18 protein-coding genes and 8 pseudogenes are annotated in these 25379 nt (G+C 41.4%); 5 read left to right on the top strand and 21 right to left on the bottom strand.

Going from position 1 to position 25379, the window contains the following annotated elements; genetic code table 11:
- The 6 genes and pseudogenes from QMQ21_RS15665 to QMQ21_RS15640 all read right to left on the bottom strand — a co-directional run.
- Window positions 1–204, bottom strand: a 204-nt coding sequence (locus QMQ21_RS15665) for a DUF1542 domain-containing protein (RefSeq protein ID WP_261814772.1), incomplete at its 3' end; no start/stop codon positions are given.
- A 14-nt stretch (window positions 205–218) separates the two neighbouring features.
- Entirely contained in the window at window positions 219–386 is a 168-nt protein-coding gene (locus tag QMQ21_RS15660; RefSeq protein WP_261814771.1) for a hypothetical protein, read from the bottom strand.
- A gap of 88 nt (window positions 387–474) precedes the next feature.
- On the bottom strand, window positions 475–717 hold the full coding sequence (locus QMQ21_RS15655; protein WP_261814770.1) for a hypothetical protein: 243 nt from the start codon (window positions 715–717) through the stop codon (window positions 475–477).
- Window positions 714–1220 (bottom strand): hypothetical protein, encoded by a 507-nt coding sequence (locus tag QMQ21_RS15650; RefSeq protein WP_261814769.1) that lies wholly within the window; start codon window positions 1218–1220, stop codon window positions 714–716. Before QMQ21_RS15650 ends, QMQ21_RS15655 begins: the two co-directional genes overlap by 4 nt.
- Before the next feature lie 35 nt (window positions 1221–1255).
- On the bottom strand, window positions 1256–4513 hold the full coding sequence (locus QMQ21_RS15645) for a DUF1542 domain-containing protein (protein WP_261814768.1): 3258 nt from the start codon (window positions 4511–4513) through the stop codon (window positions 1256–1258).
- Window positions 4514–5247: 734 nt separating this feature from the next.
- Window positions 5248–6159: pseudogene (locus QMQ21_RS15640) on the bottom strand (Rpn family recombination-promoting nuclease/putative transposase).
- Between the two features lie 318 nt (window positions 6160–6477).
- Between QMQ21_RS15640 and QMQ21_RS15635 the strand changes: the two are divergent.
- From QMQ21_RS15635 to tnpC, 4 genes and pseudogenes are all read left to right on the top strand, one after another.
- Window positions 6478–6664, top strand: a pseudogene (locus QMQ21_RS15635) (hypothetical protein).
- Window positions 6645–6995 carry an IS66 family insertion sequence element accessory protein TnpB gene (gene tnpB, locus QMQ21_RS15630; protein WP_050141977.1) on the top strand — a complete coding sequence of 117 codons (351 nt, stop codon included), beginning with the start codon at window positions 6645–6647 and terminating at the stop codon, window positions 6993–6995. Before QMQ21_RS15635 ends, tnpB begins: the two are co-directional and overlap by 20 nt.
- Window positions 6996–7049: 54 nt before the next feature.
- Window positions 7050–7256, top strand: coding sequence for an IS66 family transposase (locus QMQ21_RS15625; protein WP_000653988.1), 207 nt, complete (start codon window positions 7050–7052; stop codon window positions 7254–7256).
- A pseudogene (gene tnpC, locus QMQ21_RS15620) lies at window positions 7231–8555 on the top strand (IS66 family transposase). The gene QMQ21_RS15625 and the pseudogene tnpC overlap by 26 nt, the downstream one beginning before the upstream one ends.
- Before the next feature lie 191 nt (window positions 8556–8746).
- On the opposite strand, the gene lepA reads toward tnpC, so the two are convergent.
- The 15 genes and pseudogenes from lepA to gyrA all read right to left on the bottom strand — a co-directional run bounded on the left by lepA (window position 8747) and on the right by gyrA (window position 24134).
- Window positions 8747–10570, bottom strand: a complete 1824-nt coding sequence (lepA, locus tag QMQ21_RS15615) for a translation elongation factor 4 (protein ID WP_001047210.1) — start codon at window positions 10568–10570, stop codon at window positions 8747–8749.
- A 78-nt stretch (window positions 10571–10648) separates the two neighbouring features.
- Window positions 10649–11376: pseudogene (locus tag QMQ21_RS15610) on the bottom strand (metallophosphoesterase family protein).
- 1 nt (window position 11377) lies between these two features.
- Entirely contained in the window at window positions 11378–13045 is a 1668-nt protein-coding gene (gene recN / locus QMQ21_RS15605) for a DNA repair protein RecN (RefSeq protein WP_261814764.1), read from the bottom strand.
- Window positions 13046–13051: 6 nt separating this feature from the next.
- The gene (locus tag QMQ21_RS15600) at window positions 13052–13483 is read right to left on the bottom strand and encodes an arginine repressor (RefSeq protein ID WP_001034403.1); all 432 of its coding nucleotides are present in this window, start codon (window positions 13481–13483) and stop codon (window positions 13052–13054) included.
- Window positions 13476–14289, bottom strand: a pseudogene (locus QMQ21_RS15595) (TlyA family RNA methyltransferase). The gene QMQ21_RS15600 and the pseudogene QMQ21_RS15595 overlap by 8 nt, the downstream one beginning before the upstream one ends.
- A complete protein-coding gene (locus tag QMQ21_RS15590; protein ID WP_261814762.1) occupies window positions 14282–15157 on the bottom strand; it encodes a polyprenyl synthetase family protein in 876 nt (291 codons plus the stop codon). The pseudogene QMQ21_RS15595 and the gene QMQ21_RS15590 overlap by 8 nt, the downstream one beginning before the upstream one ends.
- Entirely contained in the window at window positions 15154–15366 is a 213-nt protein-coding gene (locus tag QMQ21_RS15585; RefSeq protein ID WP_000043226.1) for an exodeoxyribonuclease VII small subunit, read from the bottom strand. The genes QMQ21_RS15590 and QMQ21_RS15585 overlap by 4 nt, the downstream gene beginning before the upstream one ends.
- The gene (gene xseA, locus QMQ21_RS15580) at window positions 15344–16684 is read right to left on the bottom strand and encodes an exodeoxyribonuclease VII large subunit (protein WP_023936188.1); all 1341 of its coding nucleotides are present in this window, start codon (window positions 16682–16684) and stop codon (window positions 15344–15346) included. Before xseA ends, QMQ21_RS15585 begins: the two co-directional genes overlap by 23 nt.
- A 127-nt stretch (window positions 16685–16811) precedes the next feature.
- The gene (gene udk, locus QMQ21_RS15575) at window positions 16812–17450 is read right to left on the bottom strand and encodes a uridine kinase (protein ID WP_001181366.1); all 639 of its coding nucleotides are present in this window, start codon (window positions 17448–17450) and stop codon (window positions 16812–16814) included.
- A gap of 107 nt (window positions 17451–17557) precedes the next feature.
- Entirely contained in the window at window positions 17558–17860 is a 303-nt protein-coding gene (locus QMQ21_RS15570) for a bacteriocin immunity protein (RefSeq protein ID WP_000983427.1), read from the bottom strand.
- A gap of 363 nt (window positions 17861–18223) precedes the next feature.
- On the bottom strand, window positions 18224–19102 hold the full coding sequence (gene truB / locus QMQ21_RS15565; RefSeq protein WP_261814761.1) for a tRNA pseudouridine(55) synthase TruB: 879 nt from the start codon (window positions 19100–19102) through the stop codon (window positions 18224–18226).
- Between the two features lie 10 nt (window positions 19103–19112).
- Window positions 19113–20386: pseudogene (locus tag QMQ21_RS15560) on the bottom strand (DUF2130 domain-containing protein).
- 95 nt (window positions 20387–20481) lie between these two features.
- Window positions 20482–20763, bottom strand: a pseudogene (locus QMQ21_RS15555) (PLP-dependent transferase); the annotation flags it as partial.
- A 159-nt stretch (window positions 20764–20922) separates the two neighbouring features.
- Window positions 20923–21666, bottom strand: a complete 744-nt coding sequence (gene srtA, locus QMQ21_RS15550) for a sortase SrtA (protein WP_000018518.1) — start codon at window positions 21664–21666, stop codon at window positions 20923–20925.
- Complete coding sequence (gene gyrA / locus QMQ21_RS15545) at window positions 21666–24134, bottom strand: DNA gyrase subunit A (RefSeq protein WP_261814759.1); 2469 nt, start codon at window positions 24132–24134, stop codon at window positions 21666–21668. The genes srtA and gyrA overlap by 1 nt, the downstream gene beginning before the upstream one ends.
- Before the next feature lie 193 nt (window positions 24135–24327).
- Here gyrA and QMQ21_RS15540 point away from each other — a divergent pair.
- Window positions 24328–25295: pseudogene (locus QMQ21_RS15540) on the top strand (L-lactate dehydrogenase).
- The last annotated feature ends 84 nt before the right edge of the window (window positions 25296–25379 follow it).

The following is a 25379-nucleotide window of genomic DNA, read 5'->3' as shown; positions in this document are numbered from 1 at the left end:
GGCAATTCCGTCTGCTTGCGCTTTGTCCACGTCTGCTTGGTCGCTTGCTGCGTCAATGGCTTGGGTAGCTTTGTCCGCTGCCGCTTTAGCTTGTTCCTTAGCCGCTGCTTTTTCTGCATCTGAAAGATTAGCGTTCGCATCAATCTCGGCTTCTTTTTCTTTCAGCTTAGCTGCTACTGCTTCTTTAGCTTTGTCTTTAGCCACTGGCTTAACTGCTGCTACTGCGGCAATTCCGTCGCTTGCGCTTGTGCCTTGCTGTAGCTTTGTCCGCTGCCGCTTGCTTGTTCCTTAGCCGCTGCTTTTTCTGCATCTGAAAGATTAGCGTTCGCATCAATCTCGGCTTCTTTTTCTTTCAATACTGCTTCTTTAGCTTTGTCTTTAGCCACTGGCTTGAGCTGCTTGGTCGCTTGCTGCTTGAAAGATTAGCGTTCGCGCTACTGCTTCTTTAGCTTTGTTTAGCCTTTTCTTAACTGCCTACTGCGGCTTGTCCTGTAGCTTGAGCTGTATCAACAATATTGAGCCTTCGTAGCTTGCTTCAATGGCTTCTGCTTTTTTCTGCATCTGAAAGATTAGCGTTCGCATCAATCTCGGCTTCTTTTTCCGCATTACCTGGCTGTTGGTCGATGATGTCTGTTTGCGCTTTGGCTTTAGCTGTTGCGTCTGCCGCTTTAGCTTTATCTTTTTCTGCATCTTGATCTCGGCTTCTTTTTCTTTCAACTTATCGTTGTCGTTAATGGCTTGTCAAAGCTTTTTGGCATCTTTTTCAACTCATCTTGAATAGCTTGTTTAGCCTTTTCTTTTCCTACTGGGTTCACCTTCTTAACATCGGCTTGTCCTGTAGCTTGAGCTGTATCAACAATACCTTGAGCCTTCGTAGCTTCCTCTGGAGTATCCGCATTACCTGGCTGTTGGTCGATGATGTCTGTTTGCGCTTTGGCTTTAGCTGTTGCGTCTGCCTTAGCTTTATCTTTTTCATCTTGACTCAACTTATCGTTGTCGTTAATGGCTTGAAGTTTGGCATCCAACTCATCTTGAATAGCTTGTTTAGCCTTTTCTTTTCCTACTGGGTTCACCTTCTTAACATCGGCTTGTCCTGTAGCTTGAGCTGTATCAACAATACCTTGAGCCTTCGTAGCTTCCTCTGGAGTATCCGCATTTGGCTGTTGGTCGATGATGTCTGTTTGCGCTTTGGCTTTCGTAGCTTTTTCATCTTGACTCAACTTATCGTTGTCGTTAATGCTTGAGTATCGCTTGTTTAGCCTTTTCTTTTCCCTGGCTGTTGGTCGATGATGTCTGTTTGCGCTTTGGCTTTAGCTGTTGCGTCTGCCTTAGCTTTATCTTTTTCATCTTGACTCAACTTATCGTTGTCGTTAATGGCTTGAAGTTTGGCATCCAACTCATCTTGAATAGCTTGTTTAGCCTTTTCTTTTCCTACTGGGTTCACCTTCTTAACATCGGCTTGTCCTGTAGCTTGAGCTGTATCAACAATACCTTGAGCCTTCGTAGCTTCCTCTGGAGTATCCGCATTACCTGGCTGTTGGTCGATGACGTCTGTTTGCGCTTTGGCTTTAGCTGTTGCGTCTGCCTTAGCTTTATCTTTTTCATCTTGACTCAACTTATCGTTGTCGTTAATGGCTTGAAGTTTGGCATCCAACTCATCTTGAATAGCTTGTTTAGCCTTTTCTTTTCCTACTGGGTTCACCTTCTTAACATCGGCTTGTCCTGTAGCTTGAGCTGTATCAACAATACCTTGAGCCTTCGTAGCTTCCTCTGGAGTATCCGCATTACCTGGCTGTTGGTCGATGATGTCTGTTTGCGCTTTGGCTTTAGCTGTTGCGTCTGCCTTAGCTTTATCTTTTTCATCTTGACTCAACTTATCGTTGTCGTTAATGGCTTGAAGTTTGGCATCCAACTCATCTTGAATAGCTTGTTTAGCCTTTTCTTTTCCTACTGGGTTCACCTTCTTAACATCGGCTTGTCCTGTAGCTTGAGCTGTATCAACAATACCTTGAGCCTTCGTAGCTTCCTCTGGAGTATCCGCATTACCTGGCTGTTGGTCGATGACGTCTGTTTGCGCTTTGGCTTTAGCTGTTGCGTCTGCCTTAGCTTTATCTTTTTCATCTTGACTCAACTTATCGTTGTCGTTAATGGCTTGAAGTTTGGCATCCAACTCATCTTGAATAGCTTGTTTAGCCTTTTCTTTTCCTACTGGGTTCACCTTCTTAACATCGGCTTGTCCTGTAGCTTGAGCTGTATCAACAATACCTTGAGCCTTCGTAGCTTCCTCTGGAGTATCCGCATTACCTGGCTGTTGGTCGATGATGTCTGTTTGCGCTTTGGCTTTAGCTGTTGCGGCTGCCTTAGCTTTATCTTTTTCATCTTGACTCAACTTATCGTTGTCGTTAATGGCTTGAAGTTTGGCATCCAACTCATCTTGAATAGCTTGTTTAGCCTTTTCTTTTCCTACTGGGTTGATTGCAGTTACTTTAGAGATTGCAGTTACTTGCGCTTGATCAACTCCATCTTGATTATTGGTTTCCTTAGCTTGCTTAATAGCTTCGCCTGCTTCTCTGACAGCTGCCACAACTTTTTCCTTAGCTGCAGTTTTTTCGTCTTCTGATAATTTATCATTATCCTCTATCTCAGCCATTTTCACTGCTGCAGCGGCTGCTATGGCCTCTACCGCCATGTCTATTCCTATTGGATTCACATTGTCTATAGCTGCAGTTCCATCAGTTTGCTTAGTGGTAACGTCATCTTGAGATTGAGCATCCATTATCCCTGTCGTAGCTTTATCCGCTTCCGCCTTAGCTTCTTCCTTAGCCGCTGCTTTTTCTCTTGGGCTTAGCTTACTATTTTTTTCAATCGCTGTTTCTTTCTCTTTAAGCTTATCTTCTATTGCTTTCTTGGCTTTGTTTTTTATTTGCTGCTCTTCGTCCAGCTGTTTCCGTTTTTCTAGAGCCTCTTCCACTACTGTTTTGTAATTAGCAGTAGTAGATGTAATATCCAAATTCTCCTTAATTTTGTTCAATTTTTTTTCATAATCAGCCTTGGTTTCAGAAGTAGACCATTTTGTGTCTTTTTCTTTTTGTCTGGCTAATTCATCATAAACTTTTTTAGCTAAGTCCTTAGCTACTTTCCTAGTATCCTGAGTAACTCTAAACCCTGTTCCAACAACTGGTAGAGCATACTGCCTCCATGGAACTTGAAATCCCATCCCCAATTTTTTATTATCCGCTGCACTAATACGCACAGTATACTCTGTTACACCAGAAGCTAAGCTAATATTTTTACTAGTAAAAGTTCCATGAGAAGTTCCTAATCTTCTCTTATTTGAATCCTCTCCCAATTTCTCAGTCAATTCGTTTTTCTTATCTTCAGTTTGGGATCTATTAGTTTCTAATACGGCATCTCTTCCCAAATTAAGTTTTTTAACTATTTTATTTTCATCACTAATTTCATTTTGTGGATAAAAAGATTGATTATAAATTATAGTTTCATTTCCCTCAGCTGTTTTTGCTATTACCTCAACCTTATAACCAGCTTTATTACCATCAATATCTCCTGTAATACCAGTATAGAAAGACACAGTAACATCAGAACCTGTCTCGGGAGAATAGTTTTTAAACGTTTTTTCAATTCCCTTGTATTTTGTCACCCCTTTCCCTTTATTACTATAGTCCCCTTCTTGCGTATACTTACTACGATCATCAACTTCTTCTTGTTCTGTCGCTTTAGTCCTCACCAACCCCAGGAATAGTGCATAATTCTTTGAGCGTTCAAAAGAAGATTCATTCAACCACGTCTTATCTTTCCCATTTTGAGTTCGAACCGTATTCACAGTCTCAATAGGAAATACCCCGTTATCTGTCTTTCTTGCAACACCGAATTTTCCGCCATTGACTGCCTTCCAACCACCAAATTCATACAATTCACTCACTTCACCTGGATTTATACTTTTGGTAGCACCAACTTGGTCTATGTTAGCAAGTTTTTTCTCATTCTCTACTGTTTCAGGCAAAGCTTTTAATTTAGTTGCCAAATCCTCTACACTTGCATCATCTACTGGAGCTGTATACACTTGATTTGCATCTAGGTCGTCATCGGCTGCAGTCGCTGGTGGGGCAGGGTCTGCTTCACGTCTTTTACGTACTTTTGGCTTGCTGCTTGCTTCTTCTGATCTTGTACCTTCACCTTCAGATTTTGGAGAGCTAGAGTCCCCACTCACAGAGTCTTCATCCCCTGCTTCAGTATTGGTTGCAGATCCTTGTTCCTTTGCAGCAGGAGCAGCGTAGGTTAGCTGTGGATCCTCTGATTTTTTCTCTGTTTCCGAATCCTTATCAGCTGCCACCTCCTCATTTGACTGTATGGTCTGCGCTTCCGCAGCAGATACCGCTCCACTTCCCATAAAGAGATACAGCGCCGCCACGGCTACCGAGGCCGCTCCAAAACTAACCTTCCGAATCGAAAAACGTAATTGTTTTTCTCTATCGTCCTTCTCACTATAAAACATATTAGATGTTCCCCTTTTTAGTTTAAATTTTTTCAAGTGTAATTACTGAGTCCATAACTGTAACACAATGCAAAGGTTTGCCTTGTGAATCAAAAATGCACTCAATCATTCAACCTGATATGACTAAACTATTATACCTTAAATTACTTTAAAAAGATAATCATTTGACTTCTTTATCTCACTTAGTATCAAGAAAAAGACAGCCTATCCATATATATATATATATATATATATGGATAGGCTCTACAAAGCTATTCTATCAAGCTTCCTGACGATTCTGTCTTGAGAAATATATACAAATCAAGGTTTTATTACAATTTGATAACATTTTAGTTACGGTTTGTTTCGAAGTGTTTCCCCCTGATGTTAAGCACATCAAAAGCTAATTGATAAAAACAAATCCTAGCATTGTATGATTAAAAAGCCGCTCTTCTGTAGTAGCCACGCCATACTCTCTTTTTTATCATTTATGGATAAAACTAAATCATAGGCCAGTTTATAGATTCTAACCCCTTGCTTAGGGATTCTTATAGATTAGATTATTAGCTAGCCAGCTCCAGTTTTTCTAAGATCACTACTTCTCTTAGGCTTACTTGATTTACAAATGACCTAACTAGCTAACTCCGAAATCACTGTATTTTATCGAACCCTATCTAGGAGATAGAGAGTTACAAAAAACTCCAACCATGGCTTGCGAACCTTGTCTTTGCTGGTTTCTCTGTATTTTTTAGGGCTTATTTGTATTTTTTCAATAGCTCCTCAAACTCAGCGACGGTTATGCCCAACTGCTGGCTAGCAACCTCAGAAGTCAGAAGACCTTGGCGGACTAGATTTACTAAACCTACTTTTAATCCCTGTTCAAGCCCCTCTGCACGACCTCTCTCCAACCCTTTTTCTTCAGCTTGTTCCAAGGCATAGTCCTGTGCTAATAAGGCTTGTTCTTCTCGCATACGTAGTTGACTAAACATCTCCCTGTCCTCCTCGGACCAGCTCTTGTAATCTAGCAGTTAGTCTGCTTGGCTGATGGCTCGCTCGGGCTGCTGGGTAAAGGGTTTATTCCCGAAAAACTCTAACCATGGTTTACGAACCTTGTCTTTGCTGGTTTCTCTGTATTTTCTTAATTCCAAGAACGCCATCTTGACTAGATGGTTTTCCTGTCCATTGTTTGTAATTGTTAAAACCTCACCTGTCGAATCCTCTCGCATGCTAAAACTATGAAAAGCCAAGTCATCTGAGAACTAGTTACTATCCACAATTGCGATAGCGTATACTGGTGAGATGTGTTTATAACTCTGATGAGTATCACCTTCTCGTTGACGAATTTTTTCAAGATTTTGATTGACCTGACTGCAAAGGTAAGCCCACAGGCGATTGATGAAAAAATTCTGATGATGGACTTGAATCTCAATGATTACTTGAGTACCATTATCTAGTTCAGCTAAAACATCTATACTGGTATAGAAATCCTGAGCCGAATAGGGCATGGAAGTCAAGACATGAATATTGCTTCCCTCCAAAATGGTCACATTTTTTGCTGGTAAATCCAGCATATCGCGGATAAATTGACAAGTGATTTCTGGGTTGCTAAAGATTTTCTTAGCAACCAAATCATTGGTCGGGCTAATGCCCGGATGACGTACAGTCATATTGCTTCTCCTTTCATTATAGCACATTTTTTAATCTAGATTTGATTATTCTATTTATTTATTCGAAAAAGAGAGGAAAATACAGTCAAGATATGGTCACAAATTTAAAATTTTATAGTGAAATGAAAAAATAAGAACAGGGCAAATCTATCAGGACAGTCAAATCTATTTCTAACAATGTTTTAAAAGTAGAGGTGTACTATTCTAGTTTCAATCTACTATACCATTATTTGTAAGCGCGTCATAACAAGGTATCTATCATTCATGGAGCTCCTCCTGTATACTATTAGTAAAGTAAAACTATTGGAGGATATTTAAATGCCACAACCTATTGTTCCTGTAGAGATTCCACAATCTCGTCGTTTTGATTCTAAAAAGAGAAATGATATTCTGCTTAAAATTCGTATTGGCAAGCTTGAAGTAAGTTTTTTTCAATCTCTCAATCTCGAAATGATAGAACAGCTTTTTGGATAAGGTGTTGCTCTATGACAATTCATCTATCTAGCCTAGGGCAGGTCTATCTCGTATGTGGGAAAACGGATATGAGACAAGGCATTGATTCACTGGCTTATCTCATTAAAACCCACTTTGAATTGGATCCTTTCTCCGGTCAAGTTTTTCTCTTTTGTGGTGGACGTAAAGACCGCTTTAAAGCCCTTTACTGGGATGGTCAAGGATTTTGGCTACTATATAAACGCTTTGAGAACGGTAAGTTGACTTGGCCAAGTACAGAAAAGGATGTCAAAGCTCTCACACCAGAACAAGTAGACTGGCTGATGAAGGGCTTTTCTATCACTCCCCAAATAAATTCATCAGAAAGTCGTGATTTCTATTGAAATGATGCCTTTCTTTTTAGTATAATAAAGTTAGAAAACAAGGAGGGGAAGACGATGAAAGACTTATTAAAAATCATTCAACAACAGAGTGCTACAATTGATAGTCTCACCAATGAACTTGCCCTTCTTCGTGAACAAGTGGCTTATCTAACGCAAAAGCTCTATGGAAAATCCTCTGAGAAAAGTGTTTGTCCATCTGGACAAGTCAGCCTTTTTGAGGAGGAAGCTTCATCTGATGAAGATGGAGAGGTTCCCAGTTGAAAGAGAAGAAATCACCTATAAACGTAAGAAAGCTAAAGGAAACGTCAAGCTCTTCTTGCCCAATTCGATTCAGAAGAACTCCATCACCGCTTAGAGGATTGCATTTGCCCTGACTGTCAGGGAGAGCTAAAAGAGATTGGAGCGAGTCTTCAAGGCCAAGAATTAGTCTTTATTCCTGCGCAATTAAAACGCATAGATCATATCCAACACTCTTACAAATGCCAAGCATGCAGTGAGAAAAATCCGAGTGATAAAATTGTGAAAGCTCCTATCCCTAAAGCCCCTTTGGCGCATAGCCTTGGCTCAGCTTCTATTATCGCTCACACCATCCATCAGAAGTTTAATCTGAAGGTCCCCAATTATCGCCAAGAAGAAGATTGGGCTAGGATGGGTTTACCAATCACACGTAAGGAAATCTCTAATTGGCATATCAAGGCGAGTCAATACTATTTGGAGCCCCTCTATAACCTCTTGCGAGAGAGACTATTGACTCAGCCCTTACTTCATGCGGATGAAACTTCTTATAGGGTGCTAGAGAGTGATAGCCATCTGACCTACTATTGGACTTTTTTGTCTGGGAAAGCTGAGAAGCAAGGAATCACGCTGTACCACCATGATCAGCGTCGAAGTGGTTCAGTAGTACAAGAATTCCTAGGAGATTATTCTGGATATGTGCATTGTGATATGTGGTCTGCTTATCGTCAACTGTAAGAAGCTGAACTTGTTGGATGTTGGGCGCATGTGAGAAGGAAGTTTTTTGAATCCACCCCCAAGCAAGCAGATAACTCATCCTTAGGAGCTAAAGGTTTAGCTTATTGTGACCAGTTATTTGCCTTGGAAAGAGACTGGGAGGTTTTGCCAGCTGATGAACGACTACAGAAACGTCAAGAAGAGCTCCAACCCCTAATGGAAGACTTCTTTGCTTGGTGTCGGCGTCAGTCAGTTTTACCTGGTTCAAAACTAGGAAGGGCAATTGAATACAGTCTCAAGTATGAAGAAACCTTTAAGGCCATTTTGAAAGACGGGCATCTGGTCCTTTCCAATAATCTAGCTGAACGCGCCATTAAATCATTGGTTATGGGACGTAAAAATTGGTTGTTTTCTCAAAGTTTTGAAGGAGCTAAAGCAACAGCTATTATTATGAGTTTGTTGGAAACAGCTAAACGTCATCAACTAAATAGTGAAAAATATCTATCCTATCTTCTAGAATGTCTTCCAAACGAGGAAACTCTCGTAAACAAAGAGGTTTTAGAGGCTTATTTACCATGGAATAAAGTTGTACAAGAAAAGTGCAAATAAGAAATCTCCAGATTAGGAACTATCCGTGAGTTCTCTAGTCTGGAGATTTTTCAATATACTTCGTTATTGGGCGGTTACCATTATTTTCTCCGATTTCTTGATAGTTTATAAAAAAGCAGGCCATTAAAGCCTGCTTTACTATTGATTCTTATATACATTTCCTGTGAACAAGGAAAGGCATTTCTGATAACTTATTCTTCATCCATGCTCAAGACGCTGAGGAAGGCTTCTTGTGGGACTTCAACTGATCCAATAGCTTTCATACGTTTCTTACCAGCTTTTTGTTTTTCAAGGAGTTTACGTTTACGAGAAACATCACCACCATAACATTTAGCAAGTACGTTCTTACGAAGGGCCTTAATATCAGTACGAGCCACAATCTTGTGTCCAATAGCTGCTTGAATTGGCACCTCAAATTGTTGGCGAGGGATAATTTTCTTGAGCTTATCAACGATGAGTTTCCCACGTTCATAAGCAAAGTCCTTATGAACGATAAAGCTGAGGGCATCCACCTTGTCTCCATTGAGAAGGATGTCCATTTTCACTAGCTTAGATGGGCGATATTCTGACAATTCGTAGTCAAAGCTAGCATAACCACGAGTTGAAGACTTAAGCTTATCAAAGAAGTCAAAGACGATTTCAGCCAATGGAATTTGATAGATAACATTGACACGGTTATCATCGATATAGTCCATAGTCACAAAGTCCCCACGCTTACGCTGAGCTAGCTCCATCACTGCTCCAACAAACTCTTGCGGTACCATGATTTGCGCCTTGACATAAGGCTCTTCAATGGTCGCAATCTTGGTTGGATCTGGGAACTCAGATGGGTTGGACACATCCATAGACTCACCGTCGGTCAAATTAACCTTATAGATAACAGATGGAGCTGTCATGATGAGGTCGATGTTGAACTCACGTTCCAAACGTTCTTGGATAACATCCATATGGAGAAGTCCAAGAAATCCACAACGGAAACCAAATCCAAGTGCCTGAGATGTTTCTGGTTCAAATTGGAGACTAGCATCATTCAGTTGCAATTTTTCAAGGGCTTCACGTAAGTCATTGTACTTGTTTGACTCGATAGGATAGAGACCCGCAAAGACCATAGGATTCATCTGCTTGTAGCCATGTAATGGCTCTGTCGCAGGATTGGTTGCCAAGGTAACGGTATCACCCACACGCGTATCCTGAACCGTCTTGATAGAAGCTGCAATATAACCAACGTCACCAGTCGCAAGAAAATCACGACCAACTGCTTTGGGTGTAAAAATACCAACTTCGGTCACATCAAAGGTCTTGCCATTGCTCATAAGCTGAATCTTATCGCCAGGTTTAACCACTCCATCCATGACACGCACTTGGAGGATAACCCCACGGTAGGCATCGTAAACTGAGTCAAAAATCAAGGCCTTGAGTGGTGCCGTCACATCACCCGTTGGTGCTGGTACTTTTTCTACGATTTGCTCAAGAATTTCTTCAATCCCAATACCAGCCTTGGCAGAAGCCAAAACTGCTTCACTGGCATCCAAACCAATGACATCTTCAATCTCTGTACGCACGCGCTCTGGGTCTGCAGCAGGCAGGTCAATTTTGTTAATGACTGGCATGATTTCCAAATCATTGTCCAAGGCTAGATAAACGTTGGCAAGAGTTTGAGCCTCAATCCCTTGGGCAGCATCGACCACCAAAATCGCCCCCTCACAGGCAGCGAGCGAACGGGAAACTTCATAGGTGAAGTCTACGTGTCCTGGTGTGTCAATCAAGTGAAAAATATAAGTTTCCCCATCTTTTGCAGTGTAATTGAGCTCTATGGCATTCAACTTAATGGTAATCCCACGTTCCCGCTCTAAATCCATACTATCCAAAAGTTGAGCTTGCATTTCACGACTGGAGACTGTCTCAGTTTTTTCCAAAATGCGGTCTGCTAGAGTTGATTTTCCGTGGTCAATATGGGCGATAATAGAGAAGTTACGGATCTTCTCCTGTCGTTTTTTCAATTCTTCTAAGTTCATGATTCTCTTCCTTTCAGGGTATCTATTTATTATAAATTGTTTTTGATATTTTGACAAGACCATCCCCTGCTAGGAGTACTAATCTTCAGCGACAAAGCCGTCATTTTCGATAAAGTGGTGTTCTGTCATTCCTTGGTCAGTAAAGACAATCCCGTGAAGGACACCACCATAAACAGCTCCTCCATCCATCCCAATTTTACCATTTTCTGTCATCCAAAGCTCAGCTGTACCACGCTCTTGCTTTAACAAACCATAGACCGGTGTATGACCAAAGACAATGATTTTTCCAGTATGATTTTCTGCTTCGTGGAATGGTTTTCTAAGCCATACTTTCTTGTAATCTGTAGTTTCATGCCAGTCGTCCAAGGTCAAATCAATACCTGCGTGAACGAAGATATACTTGTCTGTCTCTACCACAAATGGCATTTGACGAATAAATTTGACCAAGTCTGCCGCTTCAGTAGCAACACGCTTGGCATCCTCCACTCCGTCAACTGGTGCATCCAAGGGACGACCTAGGATAGAGTTAATAGTTGTATCACCACCATTACGACGATAGTGGTCATAGCTTTCTTCTGGATCATCTAGCCAAGTCAAAAACATATACTCATGATTTCCTGATAAACAGATAGCCCCTTGATTGTCCACTAAATCCTTGACCATTTCAAGGACACGGCAACTATCTTCACCACGGTCAATAAATCCCCTAGAAAGAGCAACTGGGTCTGACCATCCCAGGTTTTGAGAAGGTCTTCCAGCATCCCAGCTTTTCCGTGAACATCTCCAATTACATAATAGTCAGTCATCTTATTTCTCTCTGTTTCTCAACAATTCTCTGGCTTGCGTCAGGGCTGCTTCGGTCACATCATCACCTGCCAACATCTTAGCAACTTCCTCCACTCGCTCTTCGACCGTCAAGAGACGAACAGTCGAAACCGTTGAATGGTCATTACTAATCTTCTCAATAAAGAATTGATAATCCGCAATCGCAATCACTTGTGGCAAATGAGAAATCGCCAGAACCTGACCATGCTGACCAATTTTATGAATCTTCTGCGCAATAGCCTGAGCTACACGACCTGAAACTCCCGTATCCACTTCATCAAAGACAATACTGGTCTTACCTTCTTTATGTGAAAAGGCAGACTTAATGGCTAACATGAGACGAGATAATTCCCCTCCAGAAGCAACCTTAACCAAGGGTTTAAAGTCTTCTCCAGGGTTGGTTGAAATATAAAACTCAACCATTTCATTTCCCTCACGACTGAATTTTCCCTTGCTAAAACGAACCTGAAACTGGGCTTTTTCCATATAAAGGTCTTGCAGTTCTTGTTTAATCTCTGCTTCGAGCTGCTGGGCCAAGTCATGACGAGCAGAGGCAAGTTGACCAGCCAAATCAACAAGATTGACTTCCAATTTCTTAAGCTCTGCTTCCATGTCCTCAGATGAAAGGTTATTGCCTGTCAAGAGATTGTATTCTTCCGTAATCTTGGCAAAATAAAGCAAGACATCGTCTACAGTCCCACCGTACTTGCGGGTAATAGTATGAAGGAGATCCAAACGATTCTCAACCTGCATGAGACGATTGCCGTCAAAATCAAGGTCCTCAATAATAGCTTCCAAACGTTTGCTAATGTCTTCTAAGACATAGTAGGTCTCAGACAGTGAGCTTGAAATTTCACGGTATTCAGGGTCGTACTCTTCGACACTTTCCATGTCATTCATAGCTGAATGAACATTGGCCAGACTTGAAAAGTCTTCATTGTCCAACATACTGTAGGCATTGGTCAGTGTATCCGCAATATTTTTATGGTTGAGCAGTTTATCACGTTCTTGATTGAGAGCCAAATCTTCTCCAGCCTGCAAGTTTGCTGCCTCAATCTCTGCCATTTGAAATTCCAACATTTCGATACGTGCCTTGTGTTCCTGTTGGTTTTTCTTGACTTCCAGAACCTGCTTGCGCATTTTTCGATAGGCATCAAAACTTGTTTGATAGGTTTCTTTCAAGCCCCAAAAAGCTACATCGCCAAATTCATCCAACATCTGGATATGCAGTTGGGGACGCATTAACTCCTCTTGGTCATGTTGACCATGTATATCCACCAGATGTTGTCCAATAGCACGCAAAACAGACAGATTAACCATCTGGCCATTGACACGACTAATACTCCGACCATTTTGCAAGATTTCCCGACGGATGATAATTTCATCACCTAATTCTAAACCTTGCTCATCAAAAATTTCCTGTAAAAGACGACTATTCTCAACTGAGAAAAGCCCCTCAATCTCTGCCTTTGGTGCACCATGACGAATAACATCTGTCGTCGCACGAGCTCCCAACATCATATTCATGGCATCAATGATAATCGACTTCCCTGCGCCTGTTTCACCAGTCAGGACTGTCATCCCCTTTTCAAAATGGAGGGAAATAGCCTCAATAATGGCAAAGTTTTTTATCGAAATTTCAAGTAACATATAGACCTACCATTTTTTTACTTGTTCAAAGATTTCCTCAGCTAGACTTTCACTTCTGGCCATGACTAAAATCGAACTATCATCAGCCAAACAGCTGAAAATCTTATCCGCAAAAGTCTCAATTAACTGAGCTTTTACAAAAGCTGTATTTCCTGGAATAACTTGGAGATTGATCATCTTGTCCATCAATTGAGCCGATTCGATATTATATTCAGCTAGTTGCAAACTTTTTACGATTGATTTTGGCAATTCATAGACATAGGTGTTGTCTCTCAAAGGAATTTTGACAATGCCTAGCTCTTTGATATCACGTGATACTGTCGCCTGAGTGGCAGTGATGCCTGCCTCTTTCAAATGTTCTACAATTTCTTCTTGTGTACCGATTTGATAATCTGTCACAAATCGTCTAATTTTTTCAAGTCTCTCTTTTTTATTCATTTTTAAATTGACTATGCGCCCTTTCTACTATTTCTTCAATCTCAGCAAGAACCTGATTGCTTGCTGACTCTTCTTTTTCAAATACGCTAAAAACTCGATATTTCCATGTCCACCTTGGATGGGAGAAAAATCCAATCCAAGGACTGAAAAGCCTTCCTCTACTGCCATAGCTGTGACAGATTCAAGGACATGTTGATGAACCTTAGCATCCCGAATAATTCCATTTTTCCCGATCTGCTCTCGACCTGCCTCAAACTGAGGCTTAACTAAAGCCACAACCTGACCTTGATCAGATAACACACAGTACAAGGCTGGCAAAATCAGACTGAGGGAAATGAAACTCACATCAATACTGGCAAAGCTCGGCTCCTGCTCGAAATCGGTCTTTTCAGCATAGCGGAAATTAAACTGCTCCATGCTGACAACTCGTGGGTCTTGGCGTAGTTTCCAAGACAATTGATTGGTACCAACATCAACTGCAAAGACAAGTTCAGCACCATTTTGCAACATGACATCGGTAAAACCTCCAGTAGAGGCACCGATATCAATCGTTGTAGCTCCTTCCACTGACAAATCAAAGACCTGCAAGGCCTTTTCCAGTTTCAAGCCACCACGGCTGACATACTTGAGTTTCTCCCCCTTGAGTTTTAACTCAGTGTCGTCCGGATTTTCTCTCCTGGTTTGTCAAACCGTTCTCCATTCAGGACTGCAACGACTAGTCCAGCCATGACGCCGCGTTTGGCTTGTTCTCGCGTTTCAAACAAGCTCTGTTTATAAGCTAGTACATCCACTCTTTCCTTAGCCATTGATTCTCAAACTTTCTACTACACTTACAATTGATTCTGTTTCAAAGGGAACCTGCTGGGCAATTTCGTCTAATTTGGCATTAGCTTGATCCAGGGTTTGGTTACAAAAGGCAATGGCCTCTTCCAAGCCCAACAAGGCTGGATAGGTTGACTTTTCTGCCTGCAAATCCTTTTGAGGTGTCTTGCCGATCTCCTCAAAACTGGCAGTCACATCCAGTACATCATCTCGAACTTGAAAAGCAAGTCCAATCAATTCACCAACAGTTTTCAGCTTCACCTGCATCTCAGGTGCCAATTCGGCTATAATAGCAGCCGCTTGAAAGGGATAGGCTAGTAGTTTCCCAGTCTTATTAGCATGAATGGTCTGAAGTTCTTCCAAAGACAAGTGCTGGTGTTCGCCTTCCATATCCAAAACCTGGCCTGCTACCATACCCAGACTTCCTGAAGCAAGGGATAAGTTGGCAATCAAGTCTACCTTAATCTGACTTGGCAAATCTGCCTGCGCTATCAAGGCGTAAGGATCTAGGAACAAAGCGTCTCCTGCCAAAATGGCCATAGCTTCACCAAATTTCTTATGATTGGTCAAGCGTCCCCGACGGTAATCATCATCATCCATAGCAGGAAGGTCATCGTGAATCAAACTCCCTGTATGAATCATTTCCAAGGCCGCGGCCACCTGCGCGTGAGCTGGTTTAATAGCCACCTGCAAGGCTTCCAGAACTTCCAACAAGAGAAAAGGTCGAATACGCTTGCCACCAGCATGAATGGAATAGAGAACAGACTCTCGCAAACTAGAGGCAAACTGCTGGCCTCCATAAAAGTCTTCCAAGGCTGACTCGACAAGAGCTAATTTTTCTTGCTTCTTCATTCAAAATCACTTTCTGTTCCGTCTTCTTGCATGACCTTGACCAAGGTCTTTTCAGCCTTGTCCAGCGTCGCTTGGAGTTCTTTTGACAAGACCATGCCCTTTTGAAAGGCAGCAATCGCATCTTCCAGAGCAATTTCACCATTTTCCAAACTTTGGACAATGGTCTCCAGTTCTGCTAGATTTTCCTCAAATTTCTTTTGTTTTGACATCTTTAACCTCTAATTCTACTTGACCATCTCGCATCAAAAGCGTTACTTGGTCTTTTTTCTTCAAACTCTCAACCGAATCTACAACGGACTCTTCTTTTTTGACAATAGCATAACCACGCGCCAGGATTCGACTGGTATCCAACATCAACAAGGCTTCTGAAAGTCTCTTGACTTCAGCAACCCTGGCATCATAAACCAGCGCCATTTGGCTACGGAGGAGCTTATCCAACTGGCCTAGACGGTCTTGATAGCGTTGGATTTTGGTAACAGGTGATAATTGAACCAGTTGATGCGTCCTTGCTTGGACTAATTGCTTGTTATCAGAAATCCGTGTTCGCAAACTTTGTTTCAAACGCAATTGCAGTTGATCCAAGCGTTGCATATAGCCATCATACAAACGTTCTGGTTGTCTAAAGATAACAGATTGACTGCATTTTTTCAAAGCTTCTTGTTTCTTAGATAGGACATTTCGGACCGCTGTTGCCATTCGTTTTTCTTGATTTTGCAAATGAGCTAATAGATCCAACTTGGTCACAGGTGTGGCTAGTTCAGCCGCCGCTGTTGGCGTTGCAGCGCGTCTATCTGCCACAAAATCTGCCAAGGTCACATCCGTCTCATGCCCCACACTAGAAATAACTGGCAAACGAGATTCAAAAATAGCTCGTACCACAATTTCTTCGTTAAAGGCCCAGAGATCCTCTATGGAACCACCACCACGACCAATAATGAGTAAATCCAAATCGTCCCCTTGATTAGCACGCGCAATATTTCTAGCAATTTCCTCGGCAGCCCCTTCACCTTGAACCTTGGTCGGATAAAGAAGAATGTCGACACCTGGAAATCGCCTGCTGACGGTCGTGATAATATCTCGAATAACGGCTCCACTGCGACTGGTTACTACACCAATTCTCTTAGAAAATTGGGGCAGAGCTTGCTTGAAGCGTTCTTGAAACAGGCCTTCTTCTGTCAATTTTTTCTTGAGTTGTTCAAACTGAATCGCAAGCGCCCCAACCCCATCAGGCTCAGCCTTTTCAATGATGATGGAGTAGCTACCACTTGGTTCATAGACCTGCACACGCCCAATCACATTGATTTTCATCCCTTCTTCCAGGTCGAAACCTAATTTCTGATAAATCCCAGACCAGATGGTCGCTTGAATAACTGCATGGTCGTCTTTTAGGGAGAAATATTGGTGAGTAGGTCGTTTACGAAAGTTGGAAACTTGACCAGTTAAATAGACCCGTTCCAAGTAAGGGTCTTTATCGAATTTCATTTTCAGATACTTGGTCAAAGTTGTTACCGATAAATACTTTTCCATCTCCACCTACTATTCCTTTTCTTGCTCTTTCATGGGTATTATTATACCAAAAATATGCCTAAAAATCTCCATTTATGTACCATTATGAGGGAAAAATAGAAAAAGGAGGCAAGGCCTCCAATTCTGTTTATTTGCTATTTCGAGCTTCTTCCAAAATCTTAGCAATCTTGGTCGTCAACAGGTCGATAGCTACTGTATTGCTGACTCCCTCAGGAATGACGATATCAGCATAACGCTTAGTTGGCTCGATAAACTGATGGTACATGGGTTTAACCACACCTAGATACTGGTCAATAACGCTATCAAGGCTACGGCCACGTTCTTCCATATCGCGCTTGATACGACGAATAATGCGCACATCGTCATCCGTATCCACAAAAATCTTGATATCCATCAAATCGCGCAAACGCTTGTCTTCCAAGACCAAAATCCCCTCAACGATAAAGACATCTTGAGGCTCTTGACGATAGGTCTTGCTGCTCCGTGTATGTTCAGTATAGTCATAAGTCGGAATGTCCACCGGACGCCCTGCCAACAATTCCTTCATCTGCTCAATCATCAAGTCTGTATCAAAGGCAAATGGATGGTCATAGTTGGTTTTGATACGCTCTTCAAAGGTCAAATGAGACTGATCCTTGTAGTATGAATCATGCTCAATCATGGAAATCTTTTCATCAGGAAAATGCGATAAAATGGCTCTTGAAACACTGGTTTTACCACCACCAGAACCACCTGTCACTCCAATAATGATTGGTCTATTTTGCATGCTATCCTCCGTTATTTTATCCGTCGTCTATTCTATCACATTTTTTACAAAATTTATAGTCTCATCAGCAAAAAACACCAGAGTCTTCCCTCTGATGTTCGATAGTTTTAACGAAAGCCCTGTAGGGTTTGAGCAAGCATCTGCAAGAAAGCCAGTCTCCCTCTTTCCTGGCTAGGAGCTTTGGCAATCCATAAACCAAAATCAATGACAGACTTAGGTGCCTGGTAATGATGCGTCATGAGGTAAAGCGACAACCCTTGACTCAAATTGGCCATGACCGATTGGTATTTTTCATTTCTGTCTAAATTTTGTATAGCAAGACGAAACAGGTGACTCAACTCACTATTTTCATTTATTTCTTTTTGTTGAAGAAGTTGCTCCACCCTTTCTCGAAACTCATTTTGCATCATGGAATTATCACACCAAATCCTGGTCTAGGTGCCCATGGACCATAATTAATCCAGCCATTGACTATTACACTTCCCGTGTACCCCCAAAACTCTCCAGGATTGATACTGCATTTTGCTCGACCTTTAACGTCTACACAATATATTCCTGGGCCTAAGTTCCCACCAGAACCTGTAATGGACTCTAAATATTTATCTGAAAGAATTTTAAGTTGCTTCATTTCACACCTCTAAATTTCTATATAGATTATTTGAGTATCTACAACTCGCAACAATTGGAATATTATAATTCCCAACCCCATTCTATTAGTATGGGGTTTTATCAAGCAATTGTTATCTATCACCCGATTTTTATTCCTAAACAATCTAGCTAAAAACCTTCCTTGGCTTATAGAGATTGCCTCGTTTTTCTAGAATGGCTAACAATTTATCATCTTCAAAGGCAGCCAGTTCTTTGTCCGTTTGGTCTAGCTCAATAAAACGACCAAAGCGAACTTCTGTAGCTTCTTCTGGACTTAGGAAAACTTTGACAAGATCACCTGTCCCAATCTCTAAAGGATGGAGAAAATCTAATTGCCCAGCCTCTACTTTTTCAGCAATTTCCTCCAAGGTCAGTGCGTCTTCTAATTGTAAGCCAGCAGCACTAGTACGAGTTAACTGAGACATATGAGCCGCATAACCAAGCTTTTCACCCAAATCAACTGACAAAGTACGGATGTAAGTCCCTTTACTGCATTTTACACGAAAAGTGAATCGGGCAAGTTGGCCATCATAAGAAATCGGACTTGTTCGCTCAAATTGATAAATGGTCACCTGACGTTCTGGACGCTCCACTTCCTGACCAGCACGCGCATACTCATAGAGCTTGCGACCATTAACCTTAACTGCCGAGTACATAGGCGGAATCTGACTAATAGGTCCAGTCAAGCTCGCAATCGCTTCATCAACAAGCTTTTCATCCAATTGCGATAAAACAGGTGTCTCTGCGACCACTTCCCCACTGGCATCCTCAGTCGTCGTGGAATAACCCAGAGTGATTTCCCCCTCATAGACCTTGCCCTCGTCCTGCATAAACTCGACCATGCGGGTCGCCTTGCCAACCGCAATGGGCAAAACGCCCACTACATCTGGATCCAAGGTCCCACCATGACCAATTTTCTTGGTTCCCAAAATCTTACGCAGTTTAAAAACCGCATCATGCGAGGTCATCCCCGCTTCTTTTTTTAAGTTGATAATACCGTTCATTTTTGCTTTCTCACTCCCCCTTCAATGCTTCAAATTTCGCTTTCATGGTTGGATTTTTTGGGTCAATTTTTTAACAGAGACATCTTCCAATTTGTTGTTAGCTAAACGGAGTTGGTTTTCAGATGTGGTCAGGAATTTCTTAACCTCTTCCATGCGTTTGATGGCCTTGTCGATTTCATCAATAGCTTTTCCAAAGTTGGTCGAAGCTGAATTATAGTTCTTAGAAAAAGCTAGTTTAAAAGCATCCAAGTCTTCCTCAAAATGTGTAATGTCGATATTTTGCTCGCGAACAAGCGCTAACTCCTGCTTGTATTTTAAAGAATTAAGAGCCGCATTACGTAAGAGCCCAATCAACTGAATAAAGAATTGAGGACGAACCACATACATCTTTTCATACTCGTGACTGACGTCAACAATCCCTGTGTTAAAGTAGTCATTATCAGCCTCAAGCATGGTCACCAAAACGGCATACTCACAGTTCTTCTCCCGACGGTCCTTGTCCAATTCCTTGTAAAAATCTGCATTCTTGTGCTTCTTCTCCGTTCCGTCAGCTTCATTCTTCATCTCAAACATGATGGAGATAATCTCTACCCCATTTTCATCACACTCACGGAAGATGAAGTCTCCCTTAGACCCACGCGCAGAGACCTTGTTATCCTTCTCAAAGTAGGCATTTGGAAAGGCGAAACTACGGACCTTGTTAAACTCACTCTCTGCATACTGTTCCAGACTTTCCCCGATCGCTTTTGTAGATTGCTGGGCTTTGAAATTCTTATAGAACTCGACTTGTTCACTAGCTGCTTTAAGCTGGGCTTCATAGTTTTGCTTAACAGAAGCCAAAGACAACTCATTTTCCTTTTCTTGCAAGAGGAGCTGATTTTTGACCTGATCACGTTCTTTTTCTAGGTCAGAAAGGGTCTTTTGCAGTTGATTTTCATGCTCTAAACGCAAGGTGGCCAATTGGTTCTCCAAAGCCTGTACTTCCTTGTCCTTAGCCAAGAGGGCCTGATGGCTTGTCTCTTCAACTTCTTTCTTGGCCAATTCTTTTTCTGTATCAAAGTTTTGGATCTGACTCTGTAATTGCGCAATTTCTTGATCCTTCTGAGCCAGTTTAGTCTGTTGCTCATTCATAGCCTTTTGCTCAGCCAAGGCCAGTTCTTGCCTCATCCTATCGTGTAGTTCCTTATCAAACTCTGCCGTTCTCACTTGGGACAAAAGTTCAGCATACTGGCTTTCATTTACTGTAAAGACTTCCCCACAGTTGGGACATTTGATTTCGTTCATATCGTTCCTCTTTCTAGACTTCTTTATCCATTATATCATGCCTGAAGGAAAATCAAAAACAGCGAGTCGAAACCCACTGTTTATCTTCTTTTACTTTAAATTTTCTCCAAGGCCAAGCGCAAGTCTTCAATCAAATCATCTACATTTTCAAGTCCGATTGACAAACGAATTTGGTTTGGTGTGACACCTGCCGCTTCTAGGTCTTTTTCTGACAATTGACCGTGAGTGGTTGTTGCTGGATGGACAACAAGCGATTTAGCATCTGCCACATTTGCAAGATCAGAGAAGATTTCTAAATGATCAATGACCTTGCGTGCTTCTGCCTCCCCACCTTTGACATGGAAGGTAAAGATGGAGCCGACACCTTTTGGCAAGTATAGTAGATTGAAACTAGAATAGTACACCTCTACTTCTAAAACATTGTTAGAAATCGATTTGACTGTCCTGATCGATTCGTCCTATTCTTATTTCATTTTACTATATTTTTATGAAAATCTTAAAAAAATCAGTGAAATTCTGGATTTCACTGATTTGTATTAATAAAATTGTTTATATGGTTGATTGAAAGCTGTTAGGATTTCATCAGATGTTTGTGAATAATCTTTTGTTTCTTTCAAATCACCTTTGACAATAATACGTTCTGTAGCAGCAAGGTCTTCACAGGTTACTAATGTGATTTCATTGACCCCTTCTCTATCATCAACTTCATCAACACGATCCGGTGTCACACGTTTGACTTCACGTATTTCATAAGTATAAACTTTATTTTTATCGGTTAGATAAATCTTCATGCCATTTTTAGCATTATCTAAAGGAGAAAATAACATTTTATTAGCATTATCAACACCAAAGATATGGTGACTAGCTAGACTATAATTTCCTTCCCCCATTACTTGCTCGCGTTTCATTGTACCAGCTCCGTAGAAGAGATTAACATTATCAAGTCCTTTAAAAATCGGCAAATTCATTTCCAATTCAGGAATTGCAATTCCCCCAATAACTGGTAATTTTTGAGCATCCCATTGAGAAGTTAGAACAGCTTCCGAAGAGATAGCTTTGACAGAATCAAAGTCAAAATTGCCTTCTGTATCCTGATTTTCTTCTAATTTTTCTTTTGATACCTGGCTAACTTGATACTTATTGGTATTCCAGACTATGAAAATATTTCGAATTTGCGCATTAAAAATCAAAGCCAGTGACAGTAATATCAGAAATCCTGCTAGGATATTTGTCAGCAGATTTTTTCGCTTGTTTTTCTTTTTATTATTTTTATGAGACATTATTCTTCACCTTCTGTTTCATTTTCTGTCCCAACCTCTTCTTTTTCTGCCACCGCAACCGTTGTGAAAGTCACTATCTGAGCATCTTGATCCAGGCGCATTACTTTAACTCCCATAGTTGCACGTCCTGTTTGTGAAATATTGGCAAGATTGGTTCGAATCATGACACCTGTATCAGTGATAATCATCAAATCCTCATCCCCTTGAACAGTCATAAGACCTACCAGCAAGCCATTTTTTTCGGTAATTTTAGCTGTCTGCATTCCCTTACCACCACGACCTTTTGTTGGGTATTCAGTAGCGACTGTACGCTTACCATATCCTTTTTCTGTGATAATAAGAACCTCATCTTGATCAGTAATCAAGCTGGCACCAACAACTGTGTCTCCTTCACGAAGGTTAACACCTTTCACACCAGTGGCGATACGACTCATACCACGAACGGCTGATTGATTAAAGCGAACTGCATAACCAAACTTGGTACCAATGATAATATCCATATCTCCTTCCGCCAACAAGACATTGATTAACTCATCTTCATCCTTTAAATTCAGCGCTTTGAGACCATTTTGACGAATATTGGCAAATTCCTTAACACTGGTTCTCTTCACAATACCGTGACGGGTTGTAAAGAAGAGATAAGCATCATCACTGCGATCAGACTCAACATTGATAACCGTCTGAATATTTTCGTCTTCATCCAATTTCAAGAGATTGACTACTGGTAGCCCTTTGGCAGTCCGACCATACTCAGGAATTTCATAACCTTTCAAACGATAAACTCGTCCTTTATTTGTGAAGAAGAGCAGATAATCATGGGTGCTAGTTGACACTAACTCACGAACAAAGTCATCATCTTTCACTCCTGTTCCTTGGACACCACGACCTCCACGTTTTTGAGCAGTAAATTCAGCTTGGTCCAGACGTTTAATGTATCCTTTGTTAGAAAGGGTAATTAAGACATCCGATTCTTCAATCAAGTCCTCATCCTCGAGACTCAAGACCTGTCCAACCATCAACTCTGTACGGCGTTTATCGGAAAATTTACGTTTAACTTCATCCAATTCGTCTTTGATGATTTGAGAAACACGTTCAGGCTTAGCAAGAATATCCGCTAAGTCCGCAATCAGAGCCAAGAGGTCATCATACTCAGATTGAATCTTATCGCGTTCCAAACCTGTCAAACGACGAAGACGCATGTCTAGGATGGCCTGACTTTGACGTTCAGAAAGCTTAAACTTACTCATCAACTCATCTTGTGCTTCCGCATCCGTTTCACTAGCACGGATGATACGAATCACTTCGTCGATATGGTCTAGCGCAATCAAGAGACCTTCTAAGATATGAGCGCGCGCTTCCGCTTTTTCCTTATCAAAACGTGTACGACGAACAACCACTTCTTTTTGGTGCTCGATATAAGCATCCAAAATCTGACGAAGAGACAAAATTTTCGGTATACCATTTTGGATAGCCAGCATATTGAAACCAAAATTGGTTTGCATTTGGGTCATTTTGAAGAGGTTATTGAGAATAACATTGGCTGAGGCGTCGCGCTTGACTTCAATAACAAATCGAACACCTTCACGGTTTGACTCATCACGTACTGCTGTGATACCCTCAATGCGTTTTTCCTGAACCAAGCGAACAATATGCTCATGCACCTTGGTTTTATTGACCATGTAAGGAAATTCTGTTACAACGATGCGCTCACGACCAGTCTTAGTCGTTTCAATCTCTGTACGAGAACGTAGGACAATCGAACCTTTACCTGTTTCATAAGCCTTATGGATACCTGATTTCCCCATGACAAGAGCACCAGTTGGAAAATCTGGTCCAGGCAAGACTTCCATCAAGTCCTTGGTAGTCACTTCAGGATTATCCATGACCAACTTCACTGCATCAATGGTTTCACCCAGATTATGAGGTGGAATATTGGTTGCCATCCCAACCGCGATACCAGTTGCTCCATTAACCAAAAGGTTTGGAAAACGCGCTGGCAAGACCAAGGGTTCCCGTTCGTTGGCATCATAGTTATCAACGAAATCAACTGTATTTTTGTTGATATCACGAAGCATTTCCAGAGCAATCTTGCTCATACGTGCCTCGGTATAACGTTGAGCGGCAGCACTATCTCCATCCATGGAACCAAAATTCCCATGACCATCTACAAGCATGTAACGGTAGCTCCACCATTGAGCCATACGGACCATGGCTTCATAGATAGAGGAATCCCCGTGTGGGTGGTATTTACCCATGACATCCCCTGTAATACGAGCAGATTTTTTATGGGGTTTGTCTGGAGTAACACCCAATTCATTCATTCCGTAGAGAATGCGACGGTGAACAGGTTTTAAGCCATCTCGAACATCAGGAAGAGCTCGCGCTACGATAACACTCATGGCGTAGTCGATAAAGCTAGCCTTCATCTCCTTTGTCAGATTGACATTCACTAAATTTTTATCCTGCATTAATAAATGCCTCATTTCACAATTAGTAAGTAACAACATTATACCATAAATTCCCATCTATTTCAGCCTCTAAACCACTAAAACGTTTACATAGAGAACTATACGGCATATTCGTGACAAAGTTTTTTAAAAGTGATAGAATGAAGTTGTCTAGGGAAAATCCCCTAATAAAATTAAGGAGATGTTTAGAACAATGACTTCAACTAAACAACACAAAAAAGTTATCCTTGTCGGTGATGGTGCTGTAGGTTCATCTTACGCTTTTGCACTTGTTAACCAAGGAATTGCACAAGAGCTTGGAATTATCGAAATTCCACAATTGCATGAAAAAGCTGTTGGTGATGCGCTTGACCTTAGTCACGCCCTTGCCTTCACTTCACCTAAAAAAATCTATGCAGCTCAATACTCTGACTGTGCAGACGCTGACCTTGTTGTGATCACTGCAGGTGCGCCTCAAAAACCAGGTGAAACTCGTCTTGACCTTGTAGGTAAAAACCTTGCTATCAACAAATCAATCGTAACTCAAGTTGTTGAATCAGGTTTCAAAGGTATCTTCCTTGTTGCTGCTAACCCAGTTGACGTTTTGACTTACTCAACTTGGAAATTCTCTGGTTTCCCTAAAGAACGCGTTATCGGTTCAGGTACTTCACTTGACTCAGCTCGTTTCCGTCAAGCCCTTGCTGAAAAAATCGGTGTTGACGCTCGTTCAGTTCACGCCTATATCATGGGTGAACACGGTGACTCTGAGTTTGCCGTTTGGTCACATAACGTTGCTTAGGTGTAAAATTGGAACAATGGTTGCAAGCTAACCGTGACTTGAATGAAGCTGACCTTGTAGAACTCTTCATTTCTGTTCGCGACGCTGCATACTCAATCATTAACAAGAAAGGTGCTACATACTACGGTATCGCTGTAGCCCTCGCTCGTATCACTAAAGCAATCCTTGACGATGAAAACGCAGTACTTCCACTTTCCGTATTCCAAGAAGGTCAATACGGAATTGAGAACGTCTTTATCGGTCAACCAGCTATCGTTGGAGCACACGGTATCGTTCGTCCAGTAAACATTCCATTGAACGATGCAGAAACTCAAAAAATGCAAGCATCTGCTAAAGAATTGCAAGCTATTATTGACGAAGCATGGAAAAATCCAGAATTCTAAGAAGCTTCTAAAAATTAATTTAACTATAGACAACTCCTTGAATCATCAGGGAGTTGTTTTTTCTGTATTATAGTAGGTTGAAGT

The sequence above is a fragment of the Streptococcus bouchesdurhonensis genome (assembly GCF_948472335.1).
The sequence above is the reverse complement of the archived record's forward strand: the minus strand, read 5'-3'. Positions and strand labels throughout refer to the sequence as shown.

Bases quoted from the DNA above. Each gene is read 5' to 3' on its own strand.
- QMQ21_RS15585 (WP_000043226.1), bottom strand. From the start codon at position 15,366: ATGTCAAAACAAAAGAAATTTGAGGAAAATCTAGCAGAACTGGAGACC.
- QMQ21_RS15645 (WP_261814768.1), bottom strand. From the start codon at position 4,513: ATGTTTTATAGTGAGAAGGACGATAGAGAAAAACAATTACGTTTTTCG.
- QMQ21_RS15600 (WP_001034403.1), bottom strand. From the start codon at position 13,483: ATGAATAAAAAAGAGAGACTTGAAAAAATTAGACGATTTGTGACAGAT.
- tnpB (WP_050141977.1), top strand. From the start codon at position 6,645: ATGACAATTCATCTATCTAGCCTAGGGCAGGTCTATCTCGTATGTGGG.
- xseA (WP_023936188.1), bottom strand. From the start codon at position 16,684: ATGGAAAAGTATTTATCGGTAACAACTTTGACCAAGTATCTGAAAATG.
- lepA (WP_001047210.1), bottom strand. From the start codon at position 10,570: ATGAACTTAGAAGAATTGAAAAAACGACAGGAGAAGATCCGTAACTTC.
- QMQ21_RS15625 (WP_000653988.1), top strand. From the start codon at position 7,050: ATGAAAGACTTATTAAAAATCATTCAACAACAGAGTGCTACAATTGAT.
- srtA (WP_000018518.1), bottom strand. From the start codon at position 21,666: ATGTCTCATAAAAATAATAAAAAGAAAAACAAGCGAAAAAATCTGCTG.
- gyrA (WP_261814759.1), bottom strand. From the start codon at position 24,134: ATGCAGGATAAAAATTTAGTGAATGTCAATCTGACAAAGGAGATGAAG.
- recN (WP_261814764.1), bottom strand. From the start codon at position 13,045: ATGTTACTTGAAATTTCGATAAAAAACTTTGCCATTATTGAGGCTATT.
- QMQ21_RS15590 (WP_261814762.1), bottom strand. From the start codon at position 15,157: ATGAAGAAGCAAGAAAAATTAGCTCTTGTCGAGTCAGCCTTGGAAGAC.
- QMQ21_RS15570 (WP_000983427.1), bottom strand. From the start codon at position 17,860: ATGATGCAAAATGAGTTTCGAGAAAGGGTGGAGCAACTTCTTCAACAA.
- truB (WP_261814761.1), bottom strand. From the start codon at position 19,102: ATGAACGGTATTATCAACTTAAAAAAAGAAGCGGGGATGACCTCGCAT.
- udk (WP_001181366.1), bottom strand. From the start codon at position 17,450: ATGCAAAATAGACCAATCATTATTGGAGTGACAGGTGGTTCTGGTGGT.